General features: G+C 57.8%; 22 protein-coding genes and 3 tRNA genes. 10 read left to right on the forward strand and 15 right to left on the reverse strand.

Annotated elements, in window-relative coordinates:
• Positions 1-21: 21 nt before the first annotated feature.
• From rpsG to FJ404_00655, 15 genes are all read right to left on the reverse strand, one after another.
• On the reverse strand, positions 22-495 hold the full coding sequence (rpsG, locus tag FJ404_00585; GenBank protein MBM3821386.1) for a 30S ribosomal protein S7: 474 nt from the start codon (positions 493-495) through the stop codon (positions 22-24).
• A gap of 15 nt (positions 496-510) precedes the next feature.
• A complete protein-coding gene (locus FJ404_00590) occupies positions 511-906 on the reverse strand; it encodes a 30S ribosomal protein S12 (GenBank protein ID MBM3821387.1) in 396 nt (131 codons plus the stop codon).
• A 104-nt stretch (positions 907-1,010) separates the two neighbouring features.
• Positions 1,011-5,144, reverse strand: a complete 4,134-nt coding sequence (rpoC, locus tag FJ404_00595; GenBank protein MBM3821388.1) for a DNA-directed RNA polymerase subunit beta' — start codon at positions 5,142-5,144, stop codon at positions 1,011-1,013.
• Positions 5,145-5,177: 33 nt separating this feature from the next.
• Positions 5,178-8,999, reverse strand: coding sequence for a DNA-directed RNA polymerase subunit beta (gene rpoB, locus FJ404_00600; protein ID MBM3821389.1), 3,822 nt, complete (start codon positions 8,997-8,999; stop codon positions 5,178-5,180).
• 230 nt (positions 9,000-9,229) lie between these two features.
• The gene (locus FJ404_00605) at positions 9,230-9,622 is read right to left on the reverse strand and encodes a 50S ribosomal protein L7/L12 (protein ID MBM3821390.1); all 393 of its coding nucleotides are present in this window, start codon (positions 9,620-9,622) and stop codon (positions 9,230-9,232) included.
• A 161-nt stretch (positions 9,623-9,783) separates the two neighbouring features.
• Positions 9,784-10,296: a 50S ribosomal protein L10 gene (locus FJ404_00610; GenBank protein ID MBM3821391.1), complete on the reverse strand. Its 513-nt coding sequence runs from the start codon at positions 10,294-10,296 to the stop codon at positions 9,784-9,786.
• Between the two features lie 19 nt (positions 10,297-10,315).
• The gene (locus FJ404_00615; GenBank protein MBM3821392.1) at positions 10,316-11,020 is read right to left on the reverse strand and encodes a 50S ribosomal protein L1; all 705 of its coding nucleotides are present in this window, start codon (positions 11,018-11,020) and stop codon (positions 10,316-10,318) included.
• Positions 11,021-11,105: 85 nt separating this feature from the next.
• On the reverse strand, positions 11,106-11,531 hold the full coding sequence (gene rplK / locus FJ404_00620; protein MBM3821393.1) for a 50S ribosomal protein L11: 426 nt from the start codon (positions 11,529-11,531) through the stop codon (positions 11,106-11,108).
• A 33-nt stretch (positions 11,532-11,564) separates the two neighbouring features.
• Positions 11,565-12,113: a transcription termination/antitermination factor NusG gene (gene nusG / locus FJ404_00625; GenBank protein ID MBM3821394.1), complete on the reverse strand. Its 549-nt coding sequence runs from the start codon at positions 12,111-12,113 to the stop codon at positions 11,565-11,567.
• A gap of 22 nt (positions 12,114-12,135) precedes the next feature.
• Positions 12,136-12,312: a preprotein translocase subunit SecE gene (gene secE / locus FJ404_00630; GenBank protein MBM3821395.1), complete on the reverse strand. Its 177-nt coding sequence runs from the start codon at positions 12,310-12,312 to the stop codon at positions 12,136-12,138.
• A gap of 111 nt (positions 12,313-12,423) precedes the next feature.
• Positions 12,424-12,511 (reverse strand) — tRNA-Ser (locus tag FJ404_00635).
• An 8-nt stretch (positions 12,512-12,519) separates the two neighbouring features.
• A tRNA-Trp gene (locus tag FJ404_00640) sits at positions 12,520-12,595 on the reverse strand.
• An 81-nt stretch (positions 12,596-12,676) separates the two neighbouring features.
• Positions 12,677-13,867 (reverse strand): elongation factor Tu, encoded by a 1,191-nt coding sequence (tuf, locus tag FJ404_00645; protein ID MBM3821396.1) that lies wholly within the window; start codon positions 13,865-13,867, stop codon positions 12,677-12,679.
• A gap of 54 nt (positions 13,868-13,921) precedes the next feature.
• Positions 13,922-13,997: transfer RNA gene (locus FJ404_00650), tRNA-Thr, on the reverse strand.
• Positions 13,998-14,231: 234 nt separating this feature from the next.
• Positions 14,232-15,530, reverse strand: coding sequence for an alcohol dehydrogenase (locus tag FJ404_00655; GenBank protein MBM3821397.1), 1,299 nt, complete (start codon positions 15,528-15,530; stop codon positions 14,232-14,234).
• A 107-nt stretch (positions 15,531-15,637) separates the two neighbouring features.
• Between FJ404_00655 and FJ404_00660 the strand changes: the two genes are divergently transcribed.
• From FJ404_00660 to FJ404_00705, 10 genes are all read left to right on the forward strand, one after another.
• Entirely contained in the window at positions 15,638-16,090 is a 453-nt protein-coding gene (locus tag FJ404_00660; protein MBM3821398.1) for a transcriptional repressor, read from the forward strand.
• 12 nt (positions 16,091-16,102) lie between these two features.
• On the forward strand, positions 16,103-17,548 hold the full coding sequence (gene sufB, locus FJ404_00665) for a Fe-S cluster assembly protein SufB (protein MBM3821399.1): 1,446 nt from the start codon (positions 16,103-16,105) through the stop codon (positions 17,546-17,548).
• 45 nt (positions 17,549-17,593) lie between these two features.
• Positions 17,594-18,358, forward strand: a complete 765-nt coding sequence (sufC, locus tag FJ404_00670) for a Fe-S cluster assembly ATPase SufC (GenBank protein MBM3821400.1) — start codon at positions 17,594-17,596, stop codon at positions 18,356-18,358.
• A gap of 27 nt (positions 18,359-18,385) precedes the next feature.
• The gene (gene sufD, locus FJ404_00675; protein ID MBM3821401.1) at positions 18,386-19,747 is read left to right on the forward strand and encodes a Fe-S cluster assembly protein SufD; all 1,362 of its coding nucleotides are present in this window, start codon (positions 18,386-18,388) and stop codon (positions 19,745-19,747) included.
• Between the two features lie 11 nt (positions 19,748-19,758).
• Positions 19,759-20,199, forward strand: a complete 441-nt coding sequence (locus tag FJ404_00680; protein MBM3821402.1) for a SufE family protein — start codon at positions 19,759-19,761, stop codon at positions 20,197-20,199.
• The gene (gene sufT, locus FJ404_00685; protein MBM3821403.1) at positions 20,196-20,756 is read left to right on the forward strand and encodes a putative Fe-S cluster assembly protein SufT; all 561 of its coding nucleotides are present in this window, start codon (positions 20,196-20,198) and stop codon (positions 20,754-20,756) included. Before FJ404_00680 ends, sufT begins: the two co-directional genes overlap by 4 nt.
• 31 nt (positions 20,757-20,787) lie before the next feature.
• A complete protein-coding gene (gene sufS, locus FJ404_00690; GenBank protein ID MBM3821404.1) occupies positions 20,788-22,005 on the forward strand; it encodes a SufS family cysteine desulfurase in 1,218 nt (405 codons plus the stop codon).
• 56 nt (positions 22,006-22,061) lie between these two features.
• Complete coding sequence (locus FJ404_00695; GenBank protein MBM3821405.1) at positions 22,062-22,583, forward strand: rhodanese-like domain-containing protein; 522 nt, start codon at positions 22,062-22,064, stop codon at positions 22,581-22,583.
• Positions 22,580-23,098 carry an iron-sulfur cluster assembly scaffold protein gene (locus FJ404_00700; GenBank protein ID MBM3821406.1) on the forward strand — a complete coding sequence of 173 codons (519 nt, stop codon included), beginning with the start codon at positions 22,580-22,582 and terminating at the stop codon, positions 23,096-23,098. The genes FJ404_00695 and FJ404_00700 overlap by 4 nt, the downstream gene beginning before the upstream one ends.
• Before the next feature lie 870 nt (positions 23,099-23,968).
• Positions 23,969-24,373, forward strand: a complete 405-nt coding sequence (locus FJ404_00705) for a VOC family protein (protein MBM3821407.1) — start codon at positions 23,969-23,971, stop codon at positions 24,371-24,373.
• Positions 24,374-24,387: the final 14 nt, after the last annotated feature.

Below are 24,387 nucleotides of genomic sequence, written 5' to 3' on the forward strand. Positions count from 1 at the left end.
CGCGGTCAAATAAATTTCAGTTTACCAGCGAAAATGGGCGAAGGCTTTGTTGGCTTGGGCCATTTTGTGAACCTCATCGCGTTTGCGAATCGCGTTGCCCTGGCCCTGGTAAGCCTCGAGAATCTCGGCGGCCAGCGCTTGCTTCATCGGGATCCCTTTGCGCGCGTCGGCAAAATCAACCAACCAGCGCAAGGCCAGCGCAAACTGACGGTCCGTCGGCACTTCGAGGGGAACTTGATAAGTGGCCCCGCCCACCCGGCGGGCCTTGACCTCGAGCCGAGGCTTCGCGTTGTCCACGGCTTTCTGCAACACTTCCATCGGGTTGCTGGTGGGGTTCTTGGCCACCATCTCATCGAATGCCCCGTAGACAATGCGCTGGGCCACACTCTTGTTGCCACTCCGCATGACCATGCTCACCAGGCGCGAAACCAGGGTGCTGCCGAACTTGCTGTCGGGGGTGATCGAACGTTTGACTGCTTGACGACGTCTGGACATAGGAGCCTTGCAAAATTACTTGGCCGCTGCGGGCTTGGCCGCTTTCGGCCGTTTCACTCCGTATTTGGAACGGCTCACCCGGCGCTTCTCGACCCCCGCCGCATCAAGCGTGCCTCTCACGATGTGGTAACGCACCCCGGGCAGGTCCTTCACACGGCCCCCGCGGACGAGGACGATGGAGTGTTCCTGGAGATTGTGGCCTTCATCGGGGATATAAGCGATCACCTCGTAACCGTTGTTCAACCTCACTTTGGCCACTTTGCGCATGGCCGAATTCGGCTTCTTCGGCGTCCGTGTCATGACCTGCAGACACACCCCCCTGCGAAAAGGGGCGCGCTGCAAAGCCGGGGACTTCGACTTGTAACTTAACTTGTTTCGCCCTTTTCGGACGAGCTGGTTGATGGTCGGCATTTCAAAAATCGATCGTTAAAACACGGTCACCGCGAACTTCCGGGAAAACGGAGTGCGGACTCTAGCAAAGGAAGTCTTCGTTGCAACTGTATTTTGAAATATTTTTAACTCGCAGTCGGCTCTTCCGTCATGGTCGGCCCTGTTTCCTCGGGCAACACCTCCACCAGAGGTTTGAGGTTGACTTTCCGGTGCATGTCAAAACCGGTTCCGGCAGGAATAATGTGACCCATGATCACATTTTCCTTGAAGCCGCGGAGGTAATCCAGCTTGCCCATGGTCGCCGCCTCCGTCAGCACGCGCGTCGTGTCCTGGAACGAGGCCGCACTCAGGAAGCTTTCCGTCTCCAGCGATGCCTTGGTGATACCCAGCAGGACGGGCTGCGCTTCGGCGGGCTTGCCGCCCATTTTTTCAACCCGCTGATTCTCATCCTCGAAGGCCAGCTTGTCGATTTGCTCGCCCCACAGGAAGAGCGTGTCCCCCGGCTCCGTGATGCGGACCTTGCGCAGCATCTGGCGCACAATGATCTCAATGTGCTTGTCGTTGATGGTCACGCCTTGGAGACGGTAAACTTCCTGCACCTCGTTGACCAAATGCTCCTGCAACTCCTGAGGCCCGCAGACATCAAGAATCTCGTGCGGGACCACCGGACCCTCCGTCAGTTGCTGGCCCTTCTTCACGAAGTCGCCCTTGAACACGATGACGTGGCGTCCGATCGGGATCAAATGCTCCTCCTCCACGCCTGTTTGCGGATCCTTGATCAAAATGCAGCGCTTCCCGCGCACGCTTTGTCCGAAATCCACCACCCCATCGATCCGCGAAATTTCCGCGGCATCCTTGGGACGGCGCGCCTCGAACAACTCGGCCACGCGCGGCAGACCGCCCGTGATGTCTTTGGTCTTGGAGGTTTTTCGCGGTGTCTTGGCCATCAAGGTGCCGGCGACGATCTTGTCGCCCTCGTTCACCACGATATGAGCGCCGGAGGGAATCGCGTAACTGGCCAGGGTTTCGCGCTTGTCGTTCTGGATGATGATCTGCGGATGCAAATCCTCCTTGTGGTCGATGATCACCATGGCCTCCTGGCCCGTGGTCTCGTCCACCTCCTGCTTCATCGTGACGCCTTCGATGATGTCGTGGAACTTCACCCGGCCCGCTTTCTCCGAAAGAATGGGGACGTTGTAAGGATCCCACTGGACGAACGTATCCCCCTTCTTGACCTTGCCCCCATTCGGCACGGAAATCACGGAGCCAATGACGACATTGTGAGTTTCGATTTCGCGCCCGTCCTCCGTCAGCAGCGACACCGAGCCGTTCTTGTTCAACACGATGTTGTTGCCGTCCTCAAGCTTCACCAGGCGCAAGTCATTGTAGCGAATCACGCAGTCATGCTTGGACTTGATCTGCGGTTGCTTGAAGACCTGTGAGGCCGTGCCGCCGATGTGGAACGTGCGCATCGTCAACTGCGTGCCCGGTTCGCCGATCGACTGGGCCGCAATAATGCCCACCGCCTCGCCCATCTTGACCAATCCGCCGGTGGCGAGATTCCGTCCGTAACACGCAACGCAAATGCCATGCTTGCTGTCGCACGTCAGCACCGAGCGAATCCGGACGCGCTCCACTCCGGAACGTTCGATCTGCTTGGCCCGAACTTCGTCGATCTCATCGTTGGCCCGGATCAATTTGACCTTGGGTTCGCTCGGATCGGAAATGTCGTCGCAGCAGAACCGCCCCACGATCCGCTCGCTCAGCTTCACAACCTCGTCCTCGCCCTCGTAAATGGCCTGCACCCAGATTCCATTCGAGGTGCCGCAATCGTGCTCGCGGATAATGACGTCCTGCGCCACATCCACCAGTTTCCGCGTCATGTAGCCGGAATCGGCCGTCTTCAGAGCCGTGTCAGCCAGGCCTTTGCGGGCGCCGTGCGTGGAGATGAAGTACTCCAGCACCGTCAAACCTTCGCGGAAGTTGGAGAGAATCGGCTTCTCAATGATGTCGCCGGAGGGCTTGGCCATCAGCCCGCGGACGCCGGCGAGCTGCCGCACTTGCTGGCGATTGCCGCGGGCGCCTGAATCCACCATCAGCCACACCGGATTGTACTCCCGCTTGCCCTGGTTGTATTCCAGGGTGCGCAACATGACGTTGGCGATCTGGTCGGTGCAGTGGGTCCAGATATCGACCACCTTGTTGTAGCGTTCGCCGGGAGTGATGACGCCTTTGCGATACTGCTTCTCCACGTCGGCGATCTGCTTCTGCGCGGCTTCGATCTCCTGCAGCTTCTCCTTCGGGATGATCATATCATCGATGCCGATGGAGACACCCGCGCGAGTGGCCTCCTGGAAACCAAGCTCCTTCAAGCGGTCCAGCGTGGTGACCGTCTTGTCGTGCCCGCAATGCTTGTAACAATTCCAAATCAACTCGCCCAACTGGGATTTGCCCACCACCCGGTTTGGAAACCCGAGTTCCGGCGGCCAGATCTCGCTGAAGATCACGCGCCCGACCGTGGTCTCAATGATTTTCTTCTCGGCGTCCCCGTAGACGGTCTTGACGCCATAATCGGGATTCGCGATGCGGATCTTCTCGTGCGTCCGCACTGCGCCGTCGGCCAGGGCGAACACGACTTCGCTCTTGCCGCCAAAAAGCTTGAGTCTCTTCTCGCCGGACGACTTGCCGATTTCACGGGGATTCGCCGTCAGGTAATAGCAGCCCAGCGTGATGTCCTGGGTCGGCGTCATGATGGGCTTGCCGCTCGACGGACTGAAAATATTGTTCGGAGCCATCATGAGGAGGCGCGCCTCGAGCTGGGCCTCGACACTCAGCGGAACGTGCACCGCCATCTGATCCCCGTCGAAATCCGCGTTGTAGGCGGTGCAGACAAGCGGGTGAATGCGGATGGCTTCCCCCTCGATGAGCACGGGCTCGAAGGCCTGCACGGAAAGACGGTGCAGCGTCGGAGCGCGATTGAGCAAAACGGAGTGACCCTTCGTCACCTCTTCCAGAATGTCCCACACTTCCGGAGACTGGCGTTCGATCATCTTCTTGGCCGATCGAACCGTGTGCACATAGCCAAGTTCCTTCAGCCGCCGAATGATGAACGGTTCGAAGAGAACCAAGGCCATCTTCTTGGGCAGTCCGCATTGGTGAAGATGCAGCTCGGGGCCGATCACGATCACCGACCGGCCCGAGTAATCCACACGCTTGCCGAGCAGGTTCTGGCGGAAACGGCCGCTCTTCCCCTTGAGCATGTCGGAAAGAGACTTGAGCGGACGATTGCCCGCTCCCGTCACCGCGCGGCCGTGACGGCCGTTGTCGAACAGCGCGTCGATCGCCTCCTGAAGCATGCGCTTCTCGTTCCGGATAATGACCTCCGGCGTCTTCAACTGAAGCAGGTTCTTCAACCGGTTGTTGCGGTTGATGACCCGGCGGTAAAGATCGTTCAGGTCCGACGTCGCAAAACGACCGCCCTCCAAGGGGACCAAGGGACGCAAGTCGGGAGGGATCACCGGCAGAACCGTCAGAATCATCCACTCCGGACGCATGTGCGACGACAGGAATCCTTGAAAGAGCTTGATGCGCTTGGCGATCTTCTTGCGGATCTGCTTGCTCTTGGTTTCGGTCATCGCCTGCTGCAACTGGGTGATCTGCTCTTCGAGTTCGACCTTCCCCAGCGCCTCCCGGACAGCCTCGGCCCCCATCTTGGCCAGAAAGGTGTCGGGACCGTAAGTTTCACGCGCCTCCCGGTATTCGATTTCACTCAGCAGTTGGTGCTGCTTGAGTGGCGTGGAGCCGGGGTCGATGACGAGGTAATCCTCATAATAAATCACGCGCTCCAGGTTCCGAGCGGTCATGTCGAGCATCAACCCGATGCGGGACGGCATGCACTTGAAAAACCAAATATGCGAGGCCGGCACCGCCAGTTCGATGTGCCCCATGCGTTCACGGCGCACCCTCGAGAGGGTCACCTCAACTCCGCAACGGTCGCAAACAACGCCCCGGTGCTTGATCCGCTTGTATTTGCCGCAGGAGCATTCCCAATCCTTCACGGGGCCGAAAATGCGCTCGCAGAACAAGCCTCCTTTTTCCGGCTTGAAGGTTCGATAATTGATGGTCTCGGGATTCTTGACCTCCCCTTTCGACCACGATTTGATGGATTCCGGCGAGGCAACTGAAATGGCGATATGCTCCACCAAGTTCACTTTGTCCAAGCCGAGCAGCTCGCGGGCGGATTCTTTGCTGGTCATCATAGGATTCCGTTGGTTTTCGGGTGGATGGCCGGATCAGGCCAGAGTGGCCAAACTGGGCTGTTGTTGCACCTGATCAACCGGATTGGAATATCCGATTTTCACATCGAGGCCCAGGGACTGCATTTCTTTCACCAGCACGTTGAACGACTCGGGCACGCCCGCCTCAAGGGCGTTGTCGCCCTTGACGATGCTTTCGTAGATCCGCGTGCGCCCTTGCACATCATCGGACTTGACCGTCAGCAATTCCTGCAGCGTATAAGCCGCTCCATAGGCTTCCATGGCCCAAACTTCCATTTCGCCGAACCGCTGGCCGCCATATTGTGCCTTCCCACCCAGGGGTTGCTGAGTGACGAGCGAGTAGGGCCCCACGGCGCGGGCGTGAATCTTGTCCGCCACCAAATGCCCCAGCTTCATCATGTAAATGTAGCCCACGACGATTTCCTGGTCGAAGGCCTCCCCCGTTCGTCCGTCGTAAAGCATGGTCTTGCCATGCTCCGGAAGCTTCGCCTCTTTCAGGTAATGACGAATGTCCTTCTCTCGAATGCCATCGAACACCGGCGTCGCGAAACGCAGCCCCAAGAGCCGCGCCGCCCAGCCCAGGTGCGTTTCCAACACTTGCCCCACATTCATGCGGGACGGAACCCCCAGGGGATTCAAGACGATGTCCACCGGAGTGCCATCCGCAAGGAACGGCATGTCTTCCTCGGGCACAATCTTGGCCACCACCCCCTTGTTGCCGTGCCGTCCGGCCATCTTGTCGCCGACGGACAGCTTGCGTTTCGAGGCGATATAGACTTTCACGGACTTGATGATGCCGGTGTCCACCTCGTCCCCGGACTCGACCCGCTCCACATCCTCGTCATGCTGCATTTGCAGCTCTTCGAACTTCTTTTTGAAGCTGCCGATGATTTCGTTGATCTTGTTGCGAATCGGTGAAGGATCGATTTCGATGCGGTCGTACACCGCTGCCAGTTTCCGCAGCAGCGTCTTGGTGATTTTCCGGTTGGCCGGAATAATGATTTCCCCGGTTTCGGAGTTCACCACGTCGAGCGGAATCTTTTCGCCGAGGAGGATGTTGCTCAGCCCTTCGGTCAATTGTTCCCGCAGATCGTCGAGCTTGCTCTTGTAGCTCTCCTCGACCTCCTTGGCGTGCTTCTTGGCCTCGCTCGGATTCATCCGGGTCCCGGGCTTTTCATTCTCCTTCTTCGAGGAGACCTTCACATCCATGACAATGCCGTAGGTTCCCGAGGGAACCTTGAGGGAAGTGTCCTTCACATCGGCGGCTTTTTCGCCGAAAATCGCCCGGAGCAAGCGCTCCTCCGGCGCCAGTTCCGTTTCGCTCTTGGGCGTGATCTTGCCCACCAGAATGTCTCCCGGTTTGACTTCCGCGCCCACGCGAATCACGCCGTCGGCGCCCAGATTCTTGAGAGCTTCCTCGCCCAGGTTTGGAATATCCCGGGTGATTTCTTCCGGTCCAAGCTTGGTGTCGCGAGCGCCTACCTCGAACTCCTCGATGTGGATGGACGTGAACACGTCGTCCTTCACGATGCGCTCGCTGATCAGGATCGCATCTTCGAAGTTATAGCCGTTCCACGGCATGAAGGCGCAAAGCACGTTTCGCCCCAGAGCCAGCTCGCCCCCGCTGGTGCAGGGGCCATCCGCGACGACCTGCCCCTTCTTCAGGGTATCACCACGGGCCACGAGAATCTTTTGGTTGATGCACGTCGCGGCGTTCGAACGCATGAACTTCCGCACTTGATAGACGTGCAACCCCTCGCCGACATCCGTTTTGATCTTCTTCTTGCCCTCAGGCAACTTGCCGTCACGGGACACAATGATTTGGCTGCCGGTCACCGAGGCGACTTTGCCCGCGTCCTCGGCGACGATCACGGCCCGCGAATCCTTGGCCACCCGATCCTCCAGTCCCGTCGCCACGAGGGGCGCTTCGGTCACGAGCAAGGGCACCGCCTGCCGCTGCATGTTCGAGCCCATCAACGCGCGATTCGCGTCGTCGTGCTCAAGAAAAGGAATCAACCCCGCTGCCACCGAGACCAGTTGCTTGGGCGAGACATCCATGTAATCCACCCGGGTCGGCTCCACATCGATGAAGTCCCCTTTGCACCGGCACGTGACCCGGTCGGTCAGGAAGTGCCCCTTGTGGTCGATGGTGGCGTTGGCTTGCGCCACGATGTACTGCTCCTCGCGGTCGGCGGTGAGGTACTCGATGTGATGGGTCACACGGCCTTTCTCGACCCGGCGATAAGGAGTTTCGATAAAACCAAAATCATTGACCCGGGCGAAGGTCGCGAGGGACGCGATCAGACCGATGTTCGGACCTTCCGGCGTCTCAATCGGACAAATGCGGCCATAATGCGAGGGATGCACGTCACGGACTTCGAATCCGGCCCGGTCACGCGACAGACCTCCGGGCCCCAGCGCCGAAAGCCGGCGCTTGTGGGTCAATTCGGCCAGCGGGTTGATTTGGTCCATGAACTGGGACAATTGGCTTCGCCCAAAGAAGTCGCGCACCACCGCCGAAAGGGCCTTCGGATTGATCAGCTTCTGCGGCGTCATGGTGTCCATGCCCTGATCAAACAGAGTCATGCGCTCCTTCACGAGACGCTCCGTCCGGGCAAGTCCGACCCGGCATTGATTGGCAAGCAACTCGCCCACGGTCCGGATCCGGCGGCTGCCCAAATGATCAATGTCATCCAGCGTGCCTTCTCCCTTCTTCAGCTTGAGCAGGTACTTGGTGGCGGCAACCAGGTCCTCCTTGGTCAAAATGCGCGACTCGTTGTCTTCTTTCAGACCCAGCTTCTGGTTGATCTTGTAGCGACCGACACGGCCCAAATCGTAGCGTTTGGGATCGAAGAAAAGGCGCTTGATCAAGGCGCGGGCATTCGCCGCCGTGGGCGGATCGCCCGGACGCAGCCGGCGATAGATGTCTTTGAGGGCCTCCTCTTCGTTCTTGGTGGGATCCTTCTTCAGGCATTTGATAATGATGCCATCGTCCACCGCGGTGTCCACCACCCGGATCCTGCTTTGGCCCAGCTCGGCAATCTGCTTGATCACCGCCTTGGAAAGGGGTTCGAAGGCGCGCGCGACAACGATATCCTTTTTCTCGTCGGTGACGTCCTCAATCAAGACCTTGTTCTGGATGTCATCCAGGCCGTCGGCGGCTTTCACGCTCAGCTCCTGAATGTCGTAAAAAAGCGTCAGAATATCGGCATCGGTGCCGTAGCCCAAGGCTCGGAAAAAAGTCGTGGTCAGAAACTTTCTCCGCCTCTTCTTGCGGTCCAGGTAGACGTAGAGGAGATCGCTGGTGTCGAACTGGGCTTCGTACCACGAACCGCGATCAGGAATGATGCGGAACGAGTGGAGCAGTTTGCCGTTGGGATGCTGCGTGGCTTCAAAGGCGAGGCCGGGCGAGCGATGCAACTGGCTTACGATCACACGCTCTGCGCCATTGATGACGAACGTGCCTTGGGGCGTCATCAGGGGCAGTTCCCCCATGAACACCTTTTCCTCCTTGGCCCCTTTTTCCTCCTTGAGGATAAAGGTTACATGAAGCGGCGACCCGTAGGTCAGTCCCTCCCGCAAGCACTCCAGCCAATCCTGCTTCGGATCGCCAATCTCGTAGTCCTTGTAATCGAGGACGGTCTTGCCGTCATAGCTTTCAATCGGAAAGACTTCCGCGAAGACAGCCTGCAATCCGAGATTCGCCCGTTTCGAGGGCGAGATCTCGGCTTGGAGAAACTCCCGATAGGAGTTGATCTGAACTTCAATCAGATTGGGAGGGTTGATGATCTCTTTGATCTTCCCGAAATTGATGCGCTCAGGCACTCGCGTTGGCATGATTTCTGACTAAGCTATGGCCGCACTGCTGCGGCCGGTTCGACGGCTGAATGTGCAAAGGGCGACCTGCCGGCGTTGCCGGTGGCCGCTTGAAGCTGAATACCCCGCTGGGAACAGATTCTCCCGCTCAGCATCCGGGAGAACACGGGTGTAAATACCATCGTTCCAATTCTTTTCCGGTCCGCCCAGGCGGCGGGGCGCCAACCCCGCCGCCTTGCAAGACCCCAAAATCACTTGACTTCGACTTTCGCGCCGGCTTCCTCAAGCTTCTTCTTGGCCGCATCGGCGTCGGCCTTGTTGGCGCCTTCCAGAACCGGCTTGGGCGCTTCCTCAACCAGTTTCTTCGCTTCCGCCAAACCCAGTCCCGCTTTGACTTCGCGGACCACTTTGATGACTGCGATCTTCTTGTCGGCGGGGACCGAAGCCAGAATCACATCGAAGGCCGTCTTGGCTTCCGCCGCGGGGGCGGCGGCGCCGGCAGCGCCTCCGGCAGGTGCAGCTGCCACGGCCACGGGCGCGGCCGCGCTGACACCCCACTTGGTTTCGAGTTGTTTGACGAGCTCGGCGGCCTCAAGGACCGTAAGCTTGCTCAGTTCTTCCACGATATTTGCAATGTCTGCCATTTTTCCTTTCAGTCTCGTCGCGATCCCCGGCCAGAGATCGATCAAGTTCGCGGCCCGCGAACCGGCGATTTACTTTGTTGTTTGTTGCTGTTGTCTCGTTCCGCCGTGGCGACGATGGAACAAATTGGATTGTCGATGGGAGATTCCCCTCGGATTCAAGCTCACGCGGCCTGATCGGAACGGGCCTTGATCACGCGCGCAAGCTGGGAACCGGGAGCGCTCAGCACCGCAGCCAAACGCGTGGCGGGGGCTTGAATCAGCCCAACCAATTTCCCCCTCAACACTTCGATCGACGGCAAATCGGCCAGGGCCAGAACATCGGCTGCTTCCAGACGCTGATCCTTCAAGTAACCAAATTGCAGCTTGGGTTTTTCAAACTCCGTTTGAAAAGTCTTGACGACCTTGGCGGCCGCCGAGACGTCCTGCTGCCCCGTCACGACGGCCACTTGGCCCGACAAACTCCCTTTCAGGTCTGCCAGTTGCGCCTCATGAGCGGCAATACGGAAGATGGAGTTCTTGACGACGCGAAGTTCGCTGCCGACCTGGCGCAACCGCTTTCGAAGCTCCGTAAACTGGTGAACCTTGAGGCTGCGATAATCGACCACGATAAAAAACGGGGACGACTTGAGGCGCGCCAAATACTCGTCGCGAATGTATTGCTTTTCCTGTCTCATCGAATGCTCCTTTCAGGTTTTAGGCGGCGGCGGAAGCGTTGACGTCCCGCAAATCGATCGAAATCGGCGGACTCATCGTGGCGCTCAGAGTGCAGGATTGCACGTAGACCCCCCGCACGCTGGAAGGTCGCGCCCGCACCACCGCATCAATCACAGCTCTCGTGTTCTCGGCAATTTGCTCCGCGGAAAATGAAGCCTTCCCAACCGGAACATGCACGTTGCCAGCCTTGTCCGTCTTGAATTCGACCCTCCCTGCTTTGACTTCGCGCACCGCCTTCGCCGTGTCTTCCGTGACCGTGCCGGTCTTGGGATTGGGCATGAGGCCACGCGGACCAAGAACCTTGCCCAACTTGCGAACTTCCACCATCGCTTCGGGGGTCGCAATGGCAACGTCAAAATCAGTCCAACCCTCGTTGCATTGTTTAATCATTTCGTCGAACCCGACGAACTCGGCTCCCGCCGCCTTGGCCGCATCCGCCGCAGGTCCGCTCTTGGCAAAGACCAGCACCCGGACCGTCTTGCCGCTGCCGTGGGGCAGAGGAACCGTTCCGCGAACCATCTGATCCGACTGCTTGGGATCCACTCCAAGACGGAAAGCAATTTCGACGGTCTCGTTAAACTTCGCTTTCGGAAATTTGACAAGCACGTCGACGGCAGACTTGAGGTTGTAGGGTTTAGCCTGGTCGATCAGGGCAAGGGCTTTTTTGTATCGTTTGCTGGGCATTTTCTGGAGCGGTGCTGGCGGACTTGGTTGTCGTCCTCCCGCGGGTTTAAGGTTCTATCTCGACTCGAAAATTTGGATTGTTGGACTACGAAATGACTTCGATCCCCATACTCCGGGCGGTGCCGGAGATGACGCGGAAAGCCGATTCCTCCGTGTTGGAGTTCATGTCTTTGAACTTCAATTTGACGATATCCATGACTTGCTTGCGCGTCACTTTGCCGACCTTGTCCTTATTGGGAGTCTTCGATCCGGAAGCGATCCCGGCCGCCTTCTTGAGGAGCACGGCGGCGGGCGGAGACTTGGTGATATAGGTGAAGGACTTATCCTGATAAACGGTGATGACCACGGGAATGACCAAGCCCGCCTGGTCCTTGGTCGCCGCGTTGAAATCCTTGCAAAAGGCCATGATGTTCACCCCATGCTGACCCAATGCGGGGCCGATCGGAGGTGCGGGATTAGCTTGGCCTGCAGGAATTTGCAGTTTGATTTGGCCGGTGACTTTTTTCGCCATAACGATGAGAGATGCTCGATGAAAATTCGATAATCAGGCCTTTTCGACCTGCCAGTACTCCAACTCCACAGGGGTATTCCGCCCAAAGATGTTCACGGTAACCTTCAACTTGCCGCGATCCGGCTCGATCTCCTCGATCACACCGCTGAAATTGAGGAACGGTCCGTCGTTGATCTTCACGGTTTCGCCAACTTCAAAACTAACCTTCGGCCTTTCATGATCTTCCGATTCGGAGATCTGAGCCTTGATCGAATCAATTTCCTCAGCGGAAGCCGGGCTGGGACGTTCGCCCCCGACAAAACCGATGATCCCCTGGGTTTCATGAACAAACTGCCAGGGCTTGGGCAGCAAGCGCTTGTTTTCGTCAAGGAGCACCATGTCAATGAAAACGTAGCCAGGATAGAGCTTCCGTGTGGTGACCGTCTTCTTGCCACTGCGCACCTCGGCAACCTTCTCCATGGGCACGAGCACCTCATGGATATACTCCGTCATCTCCTCCGCTTTGAGGCGCTTCTCAATGCTCTCTTTCACTTTCTGTTCCTGTCCGGAGAGCGTATGGATGACAAACCACTGGCTATTCATGGGGGCTGGGGTGCGGCCAAAACTAGAGCAGGGCTTGGACGACGTTACGGAAGACGACATCCACCGCCATGGTGAAGAAACCGAGCATGGCGATGACGACCATCACAACAAGAGTCGATTCTTTCAGTTCCTCGGTCGAAGGCCAGTTGCATTTCTTCAACTCCTCACGAGTTTCGCCCACGTAGCCGGAAAGCCGCATCAGGTATCCCTTGCGCCACGCAATGGCGAAAAGGATCCCCGCGACAACCAGCGTTATGATCCAAGTAATATCTTTCACAATCTCTAGAGAACCCTGCCAACACGCTTCGCCTGGCGGAGGGGGAGGGATTCGAACCCCCGATGGTTTGCACCATAACGGTTTTCAAGACCGCCGCATTCGACCACTCTGCCACCCCTCCCACAAGACTGGCAGGGCGGGAGGGACTCGAACCCCCAACCAACGGTTTTGGAGACCGCTACTCTACCAATTGAGCTACCGCCCTACTGACGAAAACTCGCGTTCCCGCTTCACACGGGCGTAGACCGGATGACATCCACCGCGAACGTCATTCGATCCATGGGGTTCAAGCCATGACCTCGCTGATACGACCAGCACCGATGGTTCGACCGCCTTCGCGGATCGCGAAACGCTGTCCTCTTTCCATGGCGACTGGCGCGATCAGTTCGACCTCGACCGAAACATTGTCTCCAGGCACCACCATTTCGACGCCTTGGGGCAAGGTGATGTTTCCGGTCACATCGCTCGTGCGGAAATAAAACTGAGGACGATATTTGTTGAAAAACGGCGTGTGACGCCCTCCTTCCTCCTTCGAAAGGACATACACTTCGGCCTTGAACTTCGTATGCGGGGTGATGGTGCCGGGCTTCGCCAACACCATGCCGCGCTCAACCTCCTCCTTCTTGGTGCCCCGCAAGAGAATGCCCACATTGTCGCCCGCGCTGGCTTTGTCGAGCAACTTGCGGAACATCTCGATGTCCGTCGCCGTCGTCTTGCGGGTATCCCGCAGACCCACGATTTCGACTTCCGACATCTTATTCAACTCTCCGCGCTCCACACGACCCGTCACCACCGTGCCGCGTCCCTCAATGTTGAAAACGTCCTCAATGCACATGAGGAAGGGCTTGTCCACTTCACGCGTCGGCAGCGGAATGAACGAATCAATCGCGTCCATCAGACCTTGAATCGCCGCCTCGCCTTCCGGCTTGGCCTCCAACGCAGCGGTGGCCGATCCACGCACAATGGGAGTCGTGTCGCCCGGGAAATTATACTTCGACAACAAGTCGCGAATCTCCATCTCAACGAGATCCAGCAACTCCTTGTCATCCACGAGGTCCACTTTGTTCAAAAAGACCACGATCGCAGGCACCCCGACTTGGCGGGCCAGCAAAATGTGCTCGCGGGTCTGAGGCATGGGACCATCCGCGGCGCTGACCACCAAGATCGCGCCGTCCATCTGCGCGGCACCTGTGATCATGTTCTTGACGTAGTCCGCGTGGCCCGGGCAATCCACGTGAGCATAGTGGCGCGTCGCCGTTTCATACTCCACATGCGAAACGGCAATCGTCACGGTCTTCGTGGCGTCGCGCACAGTTCCACCCTTGGTGATGTCCGCGTAGCTGATCGCCTTGGCCAGACTCCTCCGCGACTGAACCGCGACGATGGCCGCCGTTAAAGTGGACTTGCCATGATCGACGTGTCCGATGGTGCCGACGTTAACGTGCGGCTTTGTCCTTTGAAACGCTTCCTTTGCCATGCTAATTACAGTTATGGGTTGATATTTTTCTTTACTTTTTCGCGATCAAAATCATGGAGCCCATGATCAGGTTTGAACTGATGACCTCGTCCTTACCAAGGACGTGCTCTGCCAACTGAGCTACATGGGCCATCGAGGCTTGAAAACATTGATCATTATTCCAGCCTGAAGACGACAAAAAAGCCCGCCAGCCCTTAGCGTCAAACTCGCAGTTCGCGGGCCGACCGACTTCAATGTTGTTCAAAACCAGCGATTGTTTCTAAGAACTATAAAAAGGAGCATTGAGTGTCAAATGCTTTCTCGAAAAAATTCGAACACTCAGCGACCACTCAGGAGTCGAGCCAGCCCCATGCATCCTGAAGGCTCACCGGACCTGGCTCAAAGAGGAGGTAAGATCCAAACAAACCGCTTCTTTTGTGCTGCGCACGAACAACTTACCACCGCTCAGAGAGGGGGTTGACCAACATTTTCCGCCCACAACTTTGGCCTGGGCTAGTTCCTTGTATCCCGCCGGTGTCGCTTCGACAATGACAAGCCTTCCATCATCGCTCAGAGCAATAATCTTTCCCGAGGCTGCAATCACATTGCCCGACCCAAAGCCAGGTTGTTCCCACTTCACTTTGCCCGTCGCCAATTCCACACATTTCAATGGCCCCTCTCCGTATTCTTTAAAGCTAAACATACCATAGAGATGTCCATTGTGATAAATGGGTGTACTCCAATGGTTTGCAACTGGCTTGTTACCCGTCAGCCTCCAAACCTCCTCGGCCGAAAAACTCGAGCCTGACTTCGTGATTTTGGCCAGTGCCGCCCCCACTCCATACCCCGCACTGCAATAAACCATATTCCCGGCAACGACCGGCGAAGCCGCCGTCGAAACATTAAAGCGAAAAGGAAACTTCCAAAGTACCTTCCCGTCCTCTCGCGAGACTGAAACCAAGCCGCTCTGCATGAAGAAAACGATCTGCCGAACCCCTTCAATGGTCGCCGGCACAGGGGTAGCATGCGTCATTTTCTCTTCCCCCGTTTGCCACACCAATTTTCCGGTCGCCTTCGCAAACGCCAGCAAACTCTGACCAGCGCCTCCCCCACCCACAAACACAAGATTCCCATCGATCACCGGAGAAGTGGCATTCTTCCAGGAGATATTCTGACCCTGGAATGCCTTCAGGATGTCCTGAGTCCATTGAACCTTGCCAGTGCTCGCATCCAGGCAACTCAAGACCATGTCCGAAGAATACACATAAACCCTTCCCGATTCGACCACAGGGGTCGAACGCGGGCCATCCCCTCCATTGTTGTCCTTCCTCCCATCGTCTCCCCCTCCCTGATACTTGGCCACGCCCAAGGGAGCGGACCACACTTCTTTTCCAGACGCCGCATCATAAGCCACGCAGACTTCTTGAAGAGCCCCTTCGCGCATCGCGGAAATCAAAGTGAAGGCTTTGCCCTGAGCAATGCTGAAAGAGCTAAAACCATTGGAAGCCTGGGATTTCCACAGAATCTTCGGTCCTTGGACAGGCCATTGATAGGACACCTTTTCTTCAGAGATTCCGTTGTTGGCTGGACCTCGATACTCATTCCAGTCGGCGGCGAGGCCTTGGTTCCAAAGCGTGAACAGGCCGGTACAGCAGCAGGTCGCAAGTCGAATCAAGTTCACCATCAACGGATAACCTCAAACCGCAGTCGAATCAAGACCCGTTCAACTATTTAGAATAATTCTAAATATTGACACCTATTCCTACCCTAACCAAACTCACTGCATCTGGAATGGATCAAACCCCATCATTCACGGCTGCTGACTTAACGCTCTCCGAGCGGTTGGAGAAATGCGGACTGCGGATGACCCCTCAGCGGCAGCATGTTTATCATGTGTTGCTGAGCAAACGCGATCATCCAACAGCCGAAGAAGTCTTCATCCGTTCCAAGCCAGGCATGGCCGAAATCTCCCTCGCCACGGTTTACAATTGCCTCGAAACACTGGTTCAGTGTGGCCTGCTTCGAGTGGTCCATTTGGATCGATCCCCTACCCGCTACTGTTCGAATATGCAGGATCATCACCACTTTCATTGCGACACCTGCGGTGGCACGTATGACTTGGAGTTCCAGAAGGGGGCGGCGCTTCCCAGCGTGTCGATCCCCAAAGGATTCCAAGCGGGACGCTACGAAGTCGTGGTCCGAGGCCGCTGCCCGGATTGCCAGGAACCCGGAACCTCCGCTTGATTTTTCCCAGCCATGAGCACCGCAACCGAAACCATCGAAGGATTGGTCCAGCAGGATTACAAATATGGATTCATCACGGACCTGGAGATGGATTCACTGCCTCCCGGTTTGGACGAGGATGTCATCCGTTTCCTCTCAACCAAGAAGAACGAACCCGATTTTCTCCTCGATTTTCGCCTCAAAGCCTATCGGCATTGGCGGGGGATGACAGAGCCTGCCTGGCCCAAAGTCACCTATGAGAGGGTGGATTTTCAGGCCATCTCCTACTACGCCGCACCGAAGCAGAATGCCTCGGCTCCGAAGAGCCTGGACGAAGTCGATCCCAAACTTCTGGAGACTTACGAAAAGCTCGGGATTTCCTTGCGGGAGCGCGAGCGTCTGGCGGGTGTGGCCGTGGATGCCGTGTTTGACAGCGTTTCCGTAGCCACCACTTACAAAGAAACGCTGGCCGAAAAGGGAATCATTTTTTGCTCTTTCAGCGAGGCAGCGCGACAACATCCTGATCTGGTGCGGAAGTATCTCGGCAGCGTGGTGCCCTACACGGACAATTTTTACGCGACTTTGAATTCGGCGGTTTTCAGTGACGGCTCCTTCGTCTACATCCCGAAAGGCGTGCGGTGTCCGATGGAGCTAAGCACCTATTTCCGCATCAACGCCGCCAAGACAGGCCAGTTTGAGCGTACTCTGATCGTGGCGGACGAAGGGGCGCAGGTCAGCTATCTGGAAGGTTGCACGGCGCCGATGCGCGATGAAAACCAACTCCATGCTGCGGTCGTGGAGCTCGTCGCGCTGGATCGAAGCGACATCAAGTATTCCACCGTCCAGAACTGGTATCCGGGCGATGCCGAGGGCCGCGGAGGCATCTACAATTTTGTCACCAAACGCGGGCTTTGCCGCCGGGACGCAAAAATTTCCTGGACCCAGGTCGAAACCGGATCGGCCATCACATGGAAGTACCCCAGCGTGATTCTGCAGGGGGACAACAGCGTCGGAGAATTTTATTCCGTGGCGGTCACCAACCATCGACAGCAGGCGGATACCGGCACCAAAATGGTCCATCTGGGAAAAAACACGCGCAGCACCATCATTTCGAAGGGAATCTCGGCGGGCCGTGGCCAGAACGCATATCGCGGCCTCGTCAAGATTCAGAAATCGGCACAGGGGGCGCGAAACTTCTCACAATGCGATTCCTTGCTGATCGGGAACCAGTGCGGAGCGCACACGTTCCCCTACATCGAAGTGAAGAACACTTCTTCGAGCGTGGAGCACGAGGCCACGACCTCCAAAATCGGCGAGGATCAAATTTTCTACTGCAATCAACGGGGCATCTCGACGCAGGACGCGGTGAACATGATCGTCAACGGTTTCTGCAAAGAGGTGTTCAAGGAGCTGCCGATGGAGTTTGCCGTGGAAGCTCAAAAACTGCTGGGAGTAAGTCTTGAAGGAAGCGTGGGCTGAGCCGCAAACGCGGCCTTCTCCAAAACACAAGTCATGAGCGAAGTCATTCTGGAAATCAGGGATTTGCATGCGGGAGTGGAAGGAAAGAAAATCCTGCAAGGCGTCAACCTCACCCTCCGCGCGGGGGAAGTGCACGCCATCATGGGACCCAACGGGAGCGGAAAGAGCACCCTTTCCTCCGTGCTGGCCGGCAAGGAAGAATTCGAAGTCACCGCAGGCCAGGTGCTTTACCGCGGCCAGGACCTGTTGGAACTCGACCCCGAGGAACGGGCTCGCGAAGGCGTCTTCCTCGCATTCCAGTACCCCGTGGAAATCCCCGGCGTCAACAGCACCTACTTCTTGAAGGCGGCCTTGAATGAGATCCGCAAACATCGTGGACTCCCGGAACTTGACGCCATGGAATTTTTGAAAGTGGTCAAGGAGAAGCTCAAAGTCCTCGATTTGTCCGAGGACCTCCTGCGCCGCCCCGTCAACGAGGGGTTTTCCGGGGGTGAGAAGAAGCGAAACGAGATTTTTCAAATGGCCGTGCTGGAACCCACCCTCGCCATCCTCGACGAGACGGACTCCGGCCTCGACATCGACGCGCTGAAAGTGGTTTCCGAAGGCGTGAACAAACTCAAGCGGGGTGACAACACCCAGTTGGTCATCACTCATTACCAGCGGCTGCTCAATTACATCGTCCCCGATCAAGTGCACGTCCTCTCCAAGGGCCGCATTGCGAAATCCGGCGGCAAAGATCTGGCACTGGAGCTGGAGAATCGCGGCTATGATTGGATTCTCAAGGAATCCGCCGCTTCCGCTCGACCCTAGCATTCACTTCAGCCCCTTTCACCTGAGATGTCCGCCAAGACGCCCATCGATTCGGGTCCGTACCTTCAAGAGTTCCGCCGCTGGAGCCAATCGTCCGAAGTCACGCGAGAAGCAGCTTGGCTGAAAGCTTTCCGGGAGGAAGGACTGGATCGATTCAAAGCAAAGGGTGTGCCGCCCCCGAATCACGAGGATTGGAGGTTCACGCCGCTGGCTCCCTGGCTCAAACTTCCTTTCTCCGCCAACCCCGCGGGCGCAAGGGGGGGATTGGACGCGGGTTTTCTGGCCCAAGAGGCGCTCTCGTCGCTTTCCGGACCAACCCTGGTGTTCGTCGATGGATGCCTGAATCCGGACATCTCTTCCTTCCAAGGGCTGCCCGAAGGTGTGGACGTCTGCGGGCTTCGTTCGATCTGCGAGCGGAATCCAGACGCCGTTCGGGAGCAATTGAATGCCAGGCTTCGTCCGGAGGAAAATCCCTTTGCCGATCTGAACGGGGCGTTTTTCCAGGACGGGGCGTGGATCCGCGTGGCGCCAGGCGCGGTGCTGGCTGATCCTGTCCGCCTCGTGCATGTCTCCACCTGTCCGAAGGCGGGGGCGTCGAGTCACACCCGCAATCTGATCGACGTCGGCGAGGGGGCGGAACTCAGGATCGTCGAGCAGTATCTTTCGATCCGGGAGGGAAATCATCACACGAACGTCGTGTCGGAACTGACGGTGGGTCCATCCGCCAGGGTGGAACTTGTGAAGTACCAGGACGAATCGTCCGAAGCGGTGCATCTCTCCACGCTGCTGGGGCGCTTCGATCGGGAAAGCCAGGTCCGGATTCATTCCATCAGCCTCGGTGCCAAACTCGCCCGAAACACGCTGCGGGTGGAATTGGCCGGGCCGGAATTGGAGTGCGTTCTCAACGGGTTGTACCTGACGCGAGGAGAGCAGTTGGCCGATCACCACATGATCGTGGAGCATCTTGAACCGCGCTGCGCGAGCCACGAGTACTTCAACGGCATCTTGGACGAACGATCCCGCGGGGTCTTCCACGGCCGCATCCTGGTGCACCCGACCGCGCAAAAGACGGACGCGAAACAGACCAACAAGAATCTGCTGCTTTCAGATGACGCGACCGCGAACACCAAGCCGCAATTGGAAATCTACGCCGACGACGTTCGCTGCACCCATGGTGCCACCGTGGGCCAATTGAACGAGGATTCGATTTTCTACCTTCGAGCGAGAGGCATTGGCTTGGAAACGGCGCGGCAAATGTTGATTCACGCGTTCGCCGGTGAGATTATCGGACGCATTAGCCACGACGCCACGCGCGAGGCGGTGGACCGAATTATCTGGGACCACCTGGAGTCTAATCCCCACATCGCCGCCGCTCCGTCGGCAGCGTGAGGCCCACGTTTATGACGATCGAAACGCTGATTGAGAATTTTCAACTCCTGGGAGAATGGGAGGAGCGTTATGCCTATTTGATGGACTTGGGGAAAAAGCTGCCCGGACTTTCCGCCGAGGAGAAAGTGGAGGCGAACCGCGTCCATGGATGCCAGGCGATGGTTTGGCTGACCCTGAAGACCGACGCGGCGGGTGCGGGACGCTTTCGGATCAATGCGGACAGTGACGCTTTCGTGGTGCGCGGCTTGATCTCGGTGCTGCTGATGTTGTTCGACGGTCGCACCGCCGAGGAAATTGCCCGCGTGGACGCTCGTGCGGCCTTTTCACAGCTCGGACTGGACCGCCACCTGAGCCCGACGCGCAAGAACGGCCTTTTTGCCATGGTGGAGAGAATCTGGACCCTGGCCTCGGCGGCGAACTCGCGAGCGCAAACTTCCCCCATCCCCTCATGAATTCATCAAACCCATCCAGTGTGGTTTTATCCAGAGACGTCCAAGCCGCCGTGGTTCCGGTCGGCACCGAGGTGACCTTGATGAAAGGGGAGACGGCTCTGATCACGCAGTCTCTTGGCGGCAGTTATACCGTCGTGGTGAACGGCAACATGTTCCGCATTGCGGGAAGAGACGCCGACGCGCTGGGATTTGAAGCGTCGAAGGGCCCCGCGCATCGCACCGGCCGGGTCCGCACTCGGGAAGAGCTGGAGCAGGAAGTATGGAATCAAATGCGAACCTGCTATGACCCCGAAATTCCCGTGAACATCGTCGATTTGGGACTCATTTACGGTTGTGAATTGACGGAATTGGGAACGCCCGACCGAGTCAAAGCCGAGGTCAAGATGACGTTGACGGCGCCCGGATGCGGCATGGGTCCCACGCTGGCACAGGACGTGCAAAACAAGCTCGTTTCCATCGAGGAGATCGAGGAAGCCAACGTGGAATTGGTGTGGGATCCGCCCTGGAATCAAGGCATGATGACCGAAGCGGCAAAATTGCAGTTGGGACTGCTCTGAGCCCTTCACTGCACGAGAGGTAGTTTTTCGTATGGACTGGGCGGCATTTCGACGCGACTTCCCCATCCTGGAGGAAGTGGTGCATGGGCATCCCCTCATCTACTTTGACAACGCCGCCAGCAGCCAGAAGCCGAGGCAGGTCATCGAAGCCATCTCCCATTTTTACGCGCACTCGAATGCCAATGTGCATCGGGGCATTCACGAATTAAGCGATCGGGCCACCGGGATCTACGAATCCGCCCGTCAGCGGGCCGCCCGCTTCCTCCATGCCCGCGATCCTTCGGAGATTATTTTCACGCGCGGCACCACGGAAGGAATCAACCTCGTCGCAGCGGCTTGGGCTTGTGAAAACATCAAAGCGGGCGAAGTCATCCTGCTGTCGGAAATGGAGCATCACTCCAATCTGGTTCCCTGGCAGATGGCGGCTCGAAAAACCGGCGCCAAGTTGCGCTTCGTGCCGGTGCATGGGGATGAGGCAGTGCTGGACTTGGAGGACCTGGAACGGCAGCTCTCCGAGGGCGTGCGTCTTGTGGCTCTGACTCACATTTCCAACACGATGGCGGTGGTGAATCCCGTGCGCCGGATCTGTGAGGCCGCCCGGCGAGCAGGCGCGGTCAGTGTCATCGACGCGGCGCAGAGTGCCGGACACCTCCCCTTGGATGTCCAGGAAATGGGATGCGATTTTCTGGCCTTTTCGAGTCACAAGATCTGCGGGCCGACGGGCATCGGTGTGCTCTACGGGCGCAAGGAGATCCTGGCCGGGATGACGCCTTATCAAGGTGGTGGAGAGATGATCTCGCGGGTGGAGTATCATTCGACCACCTACAACGTGCCCCCGCATCGGTTCGAAGCCGGAACGCCGGACATCGCCGGCGCGGCGGGACTCCTGGCGGCGTTCGATTATCTGGATCGCGTCGGTCGCAAGGCTATCTTTCATCACGACCAAGCGCTGGCAACCACGCTGGCCTCCGAGTTGCGTTCAATGCCCGGAGTGCGTGTCTTCGGCCCTTCCGGGTCCAGGGCGGGCTTGGTCTGCTTCACGCTGCCGGGGATCCACGCACTGGACTTCGCCACGATGGCGGACCAGCGCGGGGTCGCGTTGCGAGCAGGGCATCATTGCAATCAGCCGCTGATGGAGAAGCTGGGTGTGGCCGCCACCTTGCGGGCCAGTTTTTACTTTTACAACACGGAGTCAGAATTGACTCGATTCCTGGAAATCCTCCATGAATTGAAACGAAAACTGGCATGAACCCGACCCGCTCCATTCAAACCGAGCTGTCCGGTCCAGAGGCCGCCGGAATCACAATGGGAAGGCTCCAGGAAATCTATCCCGGCGCCCGGCGGGCTTTGTTCAAACGATATCATATCGGCGGATGCAGCAGTTGCGGATTCCTCCCGGACGAAACCTTGGCCGCTGTTTTGGCCCGGCACCAGAATCCTCCCCTAGCCGAGGTTCTCGCGCACTTGGTGGCGAGCCAGGAACAAGACGTCGCCATGGAGATGGATCCGCCAGAGGCCGCCAGCCGCATGAAACAGGGCGAAAAGGTACGATTGCTGGACATTCGCACTCGGGAGGAATGGGAAGCAACCCGGATCCCGGGCGCGGAATTTGTCAACCAAGCCTTGGTGCAGTCGTTGATGGGAGCGGAAGGTCGCCAAGGACTGCTCGTGTTCTACGATCACCTGGGCAAATCGAGCCTGGATGCCGCGGCGTACTTTTGGGGGCACGGTCATGAAAACGCGCGTTCCCTGCGAGGCGGCATTGACGCCTGGGCTTTGCAGGTGGATCCCTCCATTCCGCGCTACCGTCTCGAGGCTTCATCATGAGTTCAGAGCTTGAATCGAAAATCGCCTCGACCCTGGGGCGCCTGGAAAACATGGGCGAAATGAGCGATGCCGACGCCGTCGGCACCGTGGGTAACGCCGACTGTGGCGACATGCTGCGGGTTTGGATCAAATTCAAAGAAGAGAACGGGCGCAAAGTCATCGACCGGGCCAGTTTTCAATCGTTCGGCTGCGAAACCGCCATCGCCGCCGCCCATCTGGCCATGGCACTGATCAAGGGAAAGTCTCCCGCCGAAGCCCTGGCCCTGCAGGGAGAAGAGTTCGCAGCGGAGTTGGGACCGCTTCCGCCGACCCGCATTCATTGCACCCAACTCGTCGAAGGCGCCCTCCGTTCCGCCCTTTCCGAAGGGCAAGTGGCACCTGCAGGGGCGACCGCGCCGGCAAGAGCGGAACCCGATCCACCCATGCCTGGACTTTCCGATGCGCTGGCCCGCAACGAAACGGGGACCGGAGGCGTCAAAGTGGTTTTCCTGAAGCCCGGTGAAACAGCGTCTTAGGTTCCTCGTCCGGCCTTGACGGTCACCGACCCTCCGCGCGCGCACTCACTTGCCGTCTCTCTTCGTCGGAAACACCACATCCATCATCCTTAAAGCGGCAGTGGATCCTCGTGAAGATTTGCGAAGGCCTGGATGAGAAAGACAGGACCAAGCACGAAGCCTATCCCCTATGGATCTGGTGAGTGATTCAGAATGGTTTCCTCGCCAGGACCTCGCGAAGATTCTGGAAGGACAATTGCGATTTTAAGGTTCAACCCGTCGCAACCGACATAACGCAACTCAAACTCGTCCCGCCAAGAGTCCCAACAGGATTCCGTCGCGGAGACGCAGAGGTCGGAAATCCGACTGAGGCTCTGATATTCGCGCGAGCGGCTTGGAGTGCGGCAGCCCTCTGCCGCTTTCTAGCATGGGGTCAATATCATCGCGTCCGAAAGCGCCAGAGGGCTGCCGCACTCCAAAACCTGGCGGAACCATCACCACCCTCTCCTTCCCCAATCGGTCTGTGTAAATCCACCTTCATCTGTGGATCCACCGCCCCTCTTCTCCGCTCCTCCACGCAAAAAACCACACTCGCTTTCCCACACCTCGAGTTTCTCCGCCGGGAGATTTGCGGGCGCTCTCGCGCCGGGCCGACGCACCGGTACACCCGGTCGGAACCTGTCCCAGACTCTGTCGGATTTTCGAGTGCCCCTTTCGTTTCGTCAGGCATTCCCATTTGTCGGAGCGCGCACAGGTCGGAAGACTCCAGATTTTTCAACGACGGCGGCGGGTCGCAGGACGATTCAACCTCGCTCCGGGGCAAAAGGAGAACGACGGTGGGCTGTCCGTAACGGCTTTGCTTCATGAAACCTCCGAGGTAAGCTGCCGCCCATGATTGTCAAAACCTTTCATCACGTGCGCTTCCGACTCAACGACCTTGAGAAAACCGTCCAGTTCTACCAATCGGTGTTGGGACTGGAAGAGGTGCGCCGCAACCGGTCGCCGCGCGGTTCCGAGCTGGTTTTTCTCAAATTGCCCGGCAGCGAAACCTTGCTCGAGCTCTGCTGCTTTCCTTCCAGCGGTCCGGTTCAAGTCCAGCCCGACCTGACTCATCTGGCTTTCGAGGTGGAGAGTCTGGAGGATTTCGGACGCCATCTCGTCGGATTGGGGCTCAAGTTTTCGGACGGACCTCATTTCAAAGACAACGGCGGCGGATTCGCCTTCATTGACGCGCCGGAGGGTTATGAAGTCGAACTCATCCAACGACCAAAAACCACCCCCACTCCGTCCGTGTAGAACTTGGCTCCATT

The organism is Verrucomicrobiota bacterium (assembly GCA_016871495.1).
Classification (GTDB): domain Bacteria; phylum Verrucomicrobiota; class Verrucomicrobiia; order Limisphaerales; family VHDF01; genus VHDF01.

Excerpts from the sequence above, each read along its gene's own strand:
- FJ404_00680 (MBM3821402.1), top strand. The coding sequence starts at position 19,759 with ATGACGATCGAAACGCTGATTGAGAATTTTCAACTCCTGGGAGAATGG.
- FJ404_00655 (MBM3821397.1), bottom strand. The coding sequence starts at position 15,530 with ATGGTGAACTTGATTCGACTTGCGACCTGCTGCTGTACCGGCCTGTTC.
- nusG (MBM3821394.1), bottom strand. The coding sequence starts at position 12,113 with ATGAATAGCCAGTGGTTTGTCATCCATACGCTCTCCGGACAGGAACAG.
- FJ404_00660 (MBM3821398.1), top strand. The coding sequence starts at position 15,638 with ATGGATCAAACCCCATCATTCACGGCTGCTGACTTAACGCTCTCCGAG.
- FJ404_00705 (MBM3821407.1), top strand. The coding sequence starts at position 23,969 with ATGATTGTCAAAACCTTTCATCACGTGCGCTTCCGACTCAACGACCTT.
- FJ404_00610 (MBM3821391.1), bottom strand. The coding sequence starts at position 10,296 with ATGAGACAGGAAAAGCAATACATTCGCGACGAGTATTTGGCGCGCCTC.
- sufD (MBM3821401.1), top strand. The coding sequence starts at position 18,386 with ATGTCCGCCAAGACGCCCATCGATTCGGGTCCGTACCTTCAAGAGTTC.
- FJ404_00615 (MBM3821392.1), bottom strand. The coding sequence starts at position 11,020 with ATGCCCAGCAAACGATACAAAAAAGCCCTTGCCCTGATCGACCAGGCT.
- sufT (MBM3821403.1), top strand. The coding sequence starts at position 20,196 with ATGAATTCATCAAACCCATCCAGTGTGGTTTTATCCAGAGACGTCCAA.
- FJ404_00605 (MBM3821390.1), bottom strand. The coding sequence starts at position 9,622 with ATGGCAGACATTGCAAATATCGTGGAAGAACTGAGCAAGCTTACGGTC.
- tuf (MBM3821396.1), bottom strand. The coding sequence starts at position 13,867 with ATGGCAAAGGAAGCGTTTCAAAGGACAAAGCCGCACGTTAACGTCGGC.
- rpsG (MBM3821386.1), bottom strand. The coding sequence starts at position 495 with ATGTCCAGACGTCGTCAAGCAGTCAAACGTTCGATCACCCCCGACAGC.
- sufS (MBM3821404.1), top strand. The coding sequence starts at position 20,788 with ATGGACTGGGCGGCATTTCGACGCGACTTCCCCATCCTGGAGGAAGTG.
- FJ404_00700 (MBM3821406.1), top strand. The coding sequence starts at position 22,580 with ATGAGTTCAGAGCTTGAATCGAAAATCGCCTCGACCCTGGGGCGCCTG.
- rpoB (MBM3821389.1), bottom strand. The coding sequence starts at position 8,999 with ATGCCAACGCGAGTGCCTGAGCGCATCAATTTCGGGAAGATCAAAGAG.
- secE (MBM3821395.1), bottom strand. The coding sequence starts at position 12,312 with ATGCGGCTTTCCGGCTACGTGGGCGAAACTCGTGAGGAGTTGAAGAAA.
- FJ404_00590 (MBM3821387.1), bottom strand. The coding sequence starts at position 906 with ATGCCGACCATCAACCAGCTCGTCCGAAAAGGGCGAAACAAGTTAAGT.
- rplK (MBM3821393.1), bottom strand. The coding sequence starts at position 11,531 with ATGGCGAAAAAAGTCACCGGCCAAATCAAACTGCAAATTCCTGCAGGC.
- rpoC (MBM3821388.1), bottom strand. The coding sequence starts at position 5,144 with ATGATGACCAGCAAAGAATCCGCCCGCGAGCTGCTCGGCTTGGACAAA.
- FJ404_00695 (MBM3821405.1), top strand. The coding sequence starts at position 22,062 with ATGGGAAGGCTCCAGGAAATCTATCCCGGCGCCCGGCGGGCTTTGTTC.
- sufB (MBM3821399.1), top strand. The coding sequence starts at position 16,103 with ATGAGCACCGCAACCGAAACCATCGAAGGATTGGTCCAGCAGGATTAC.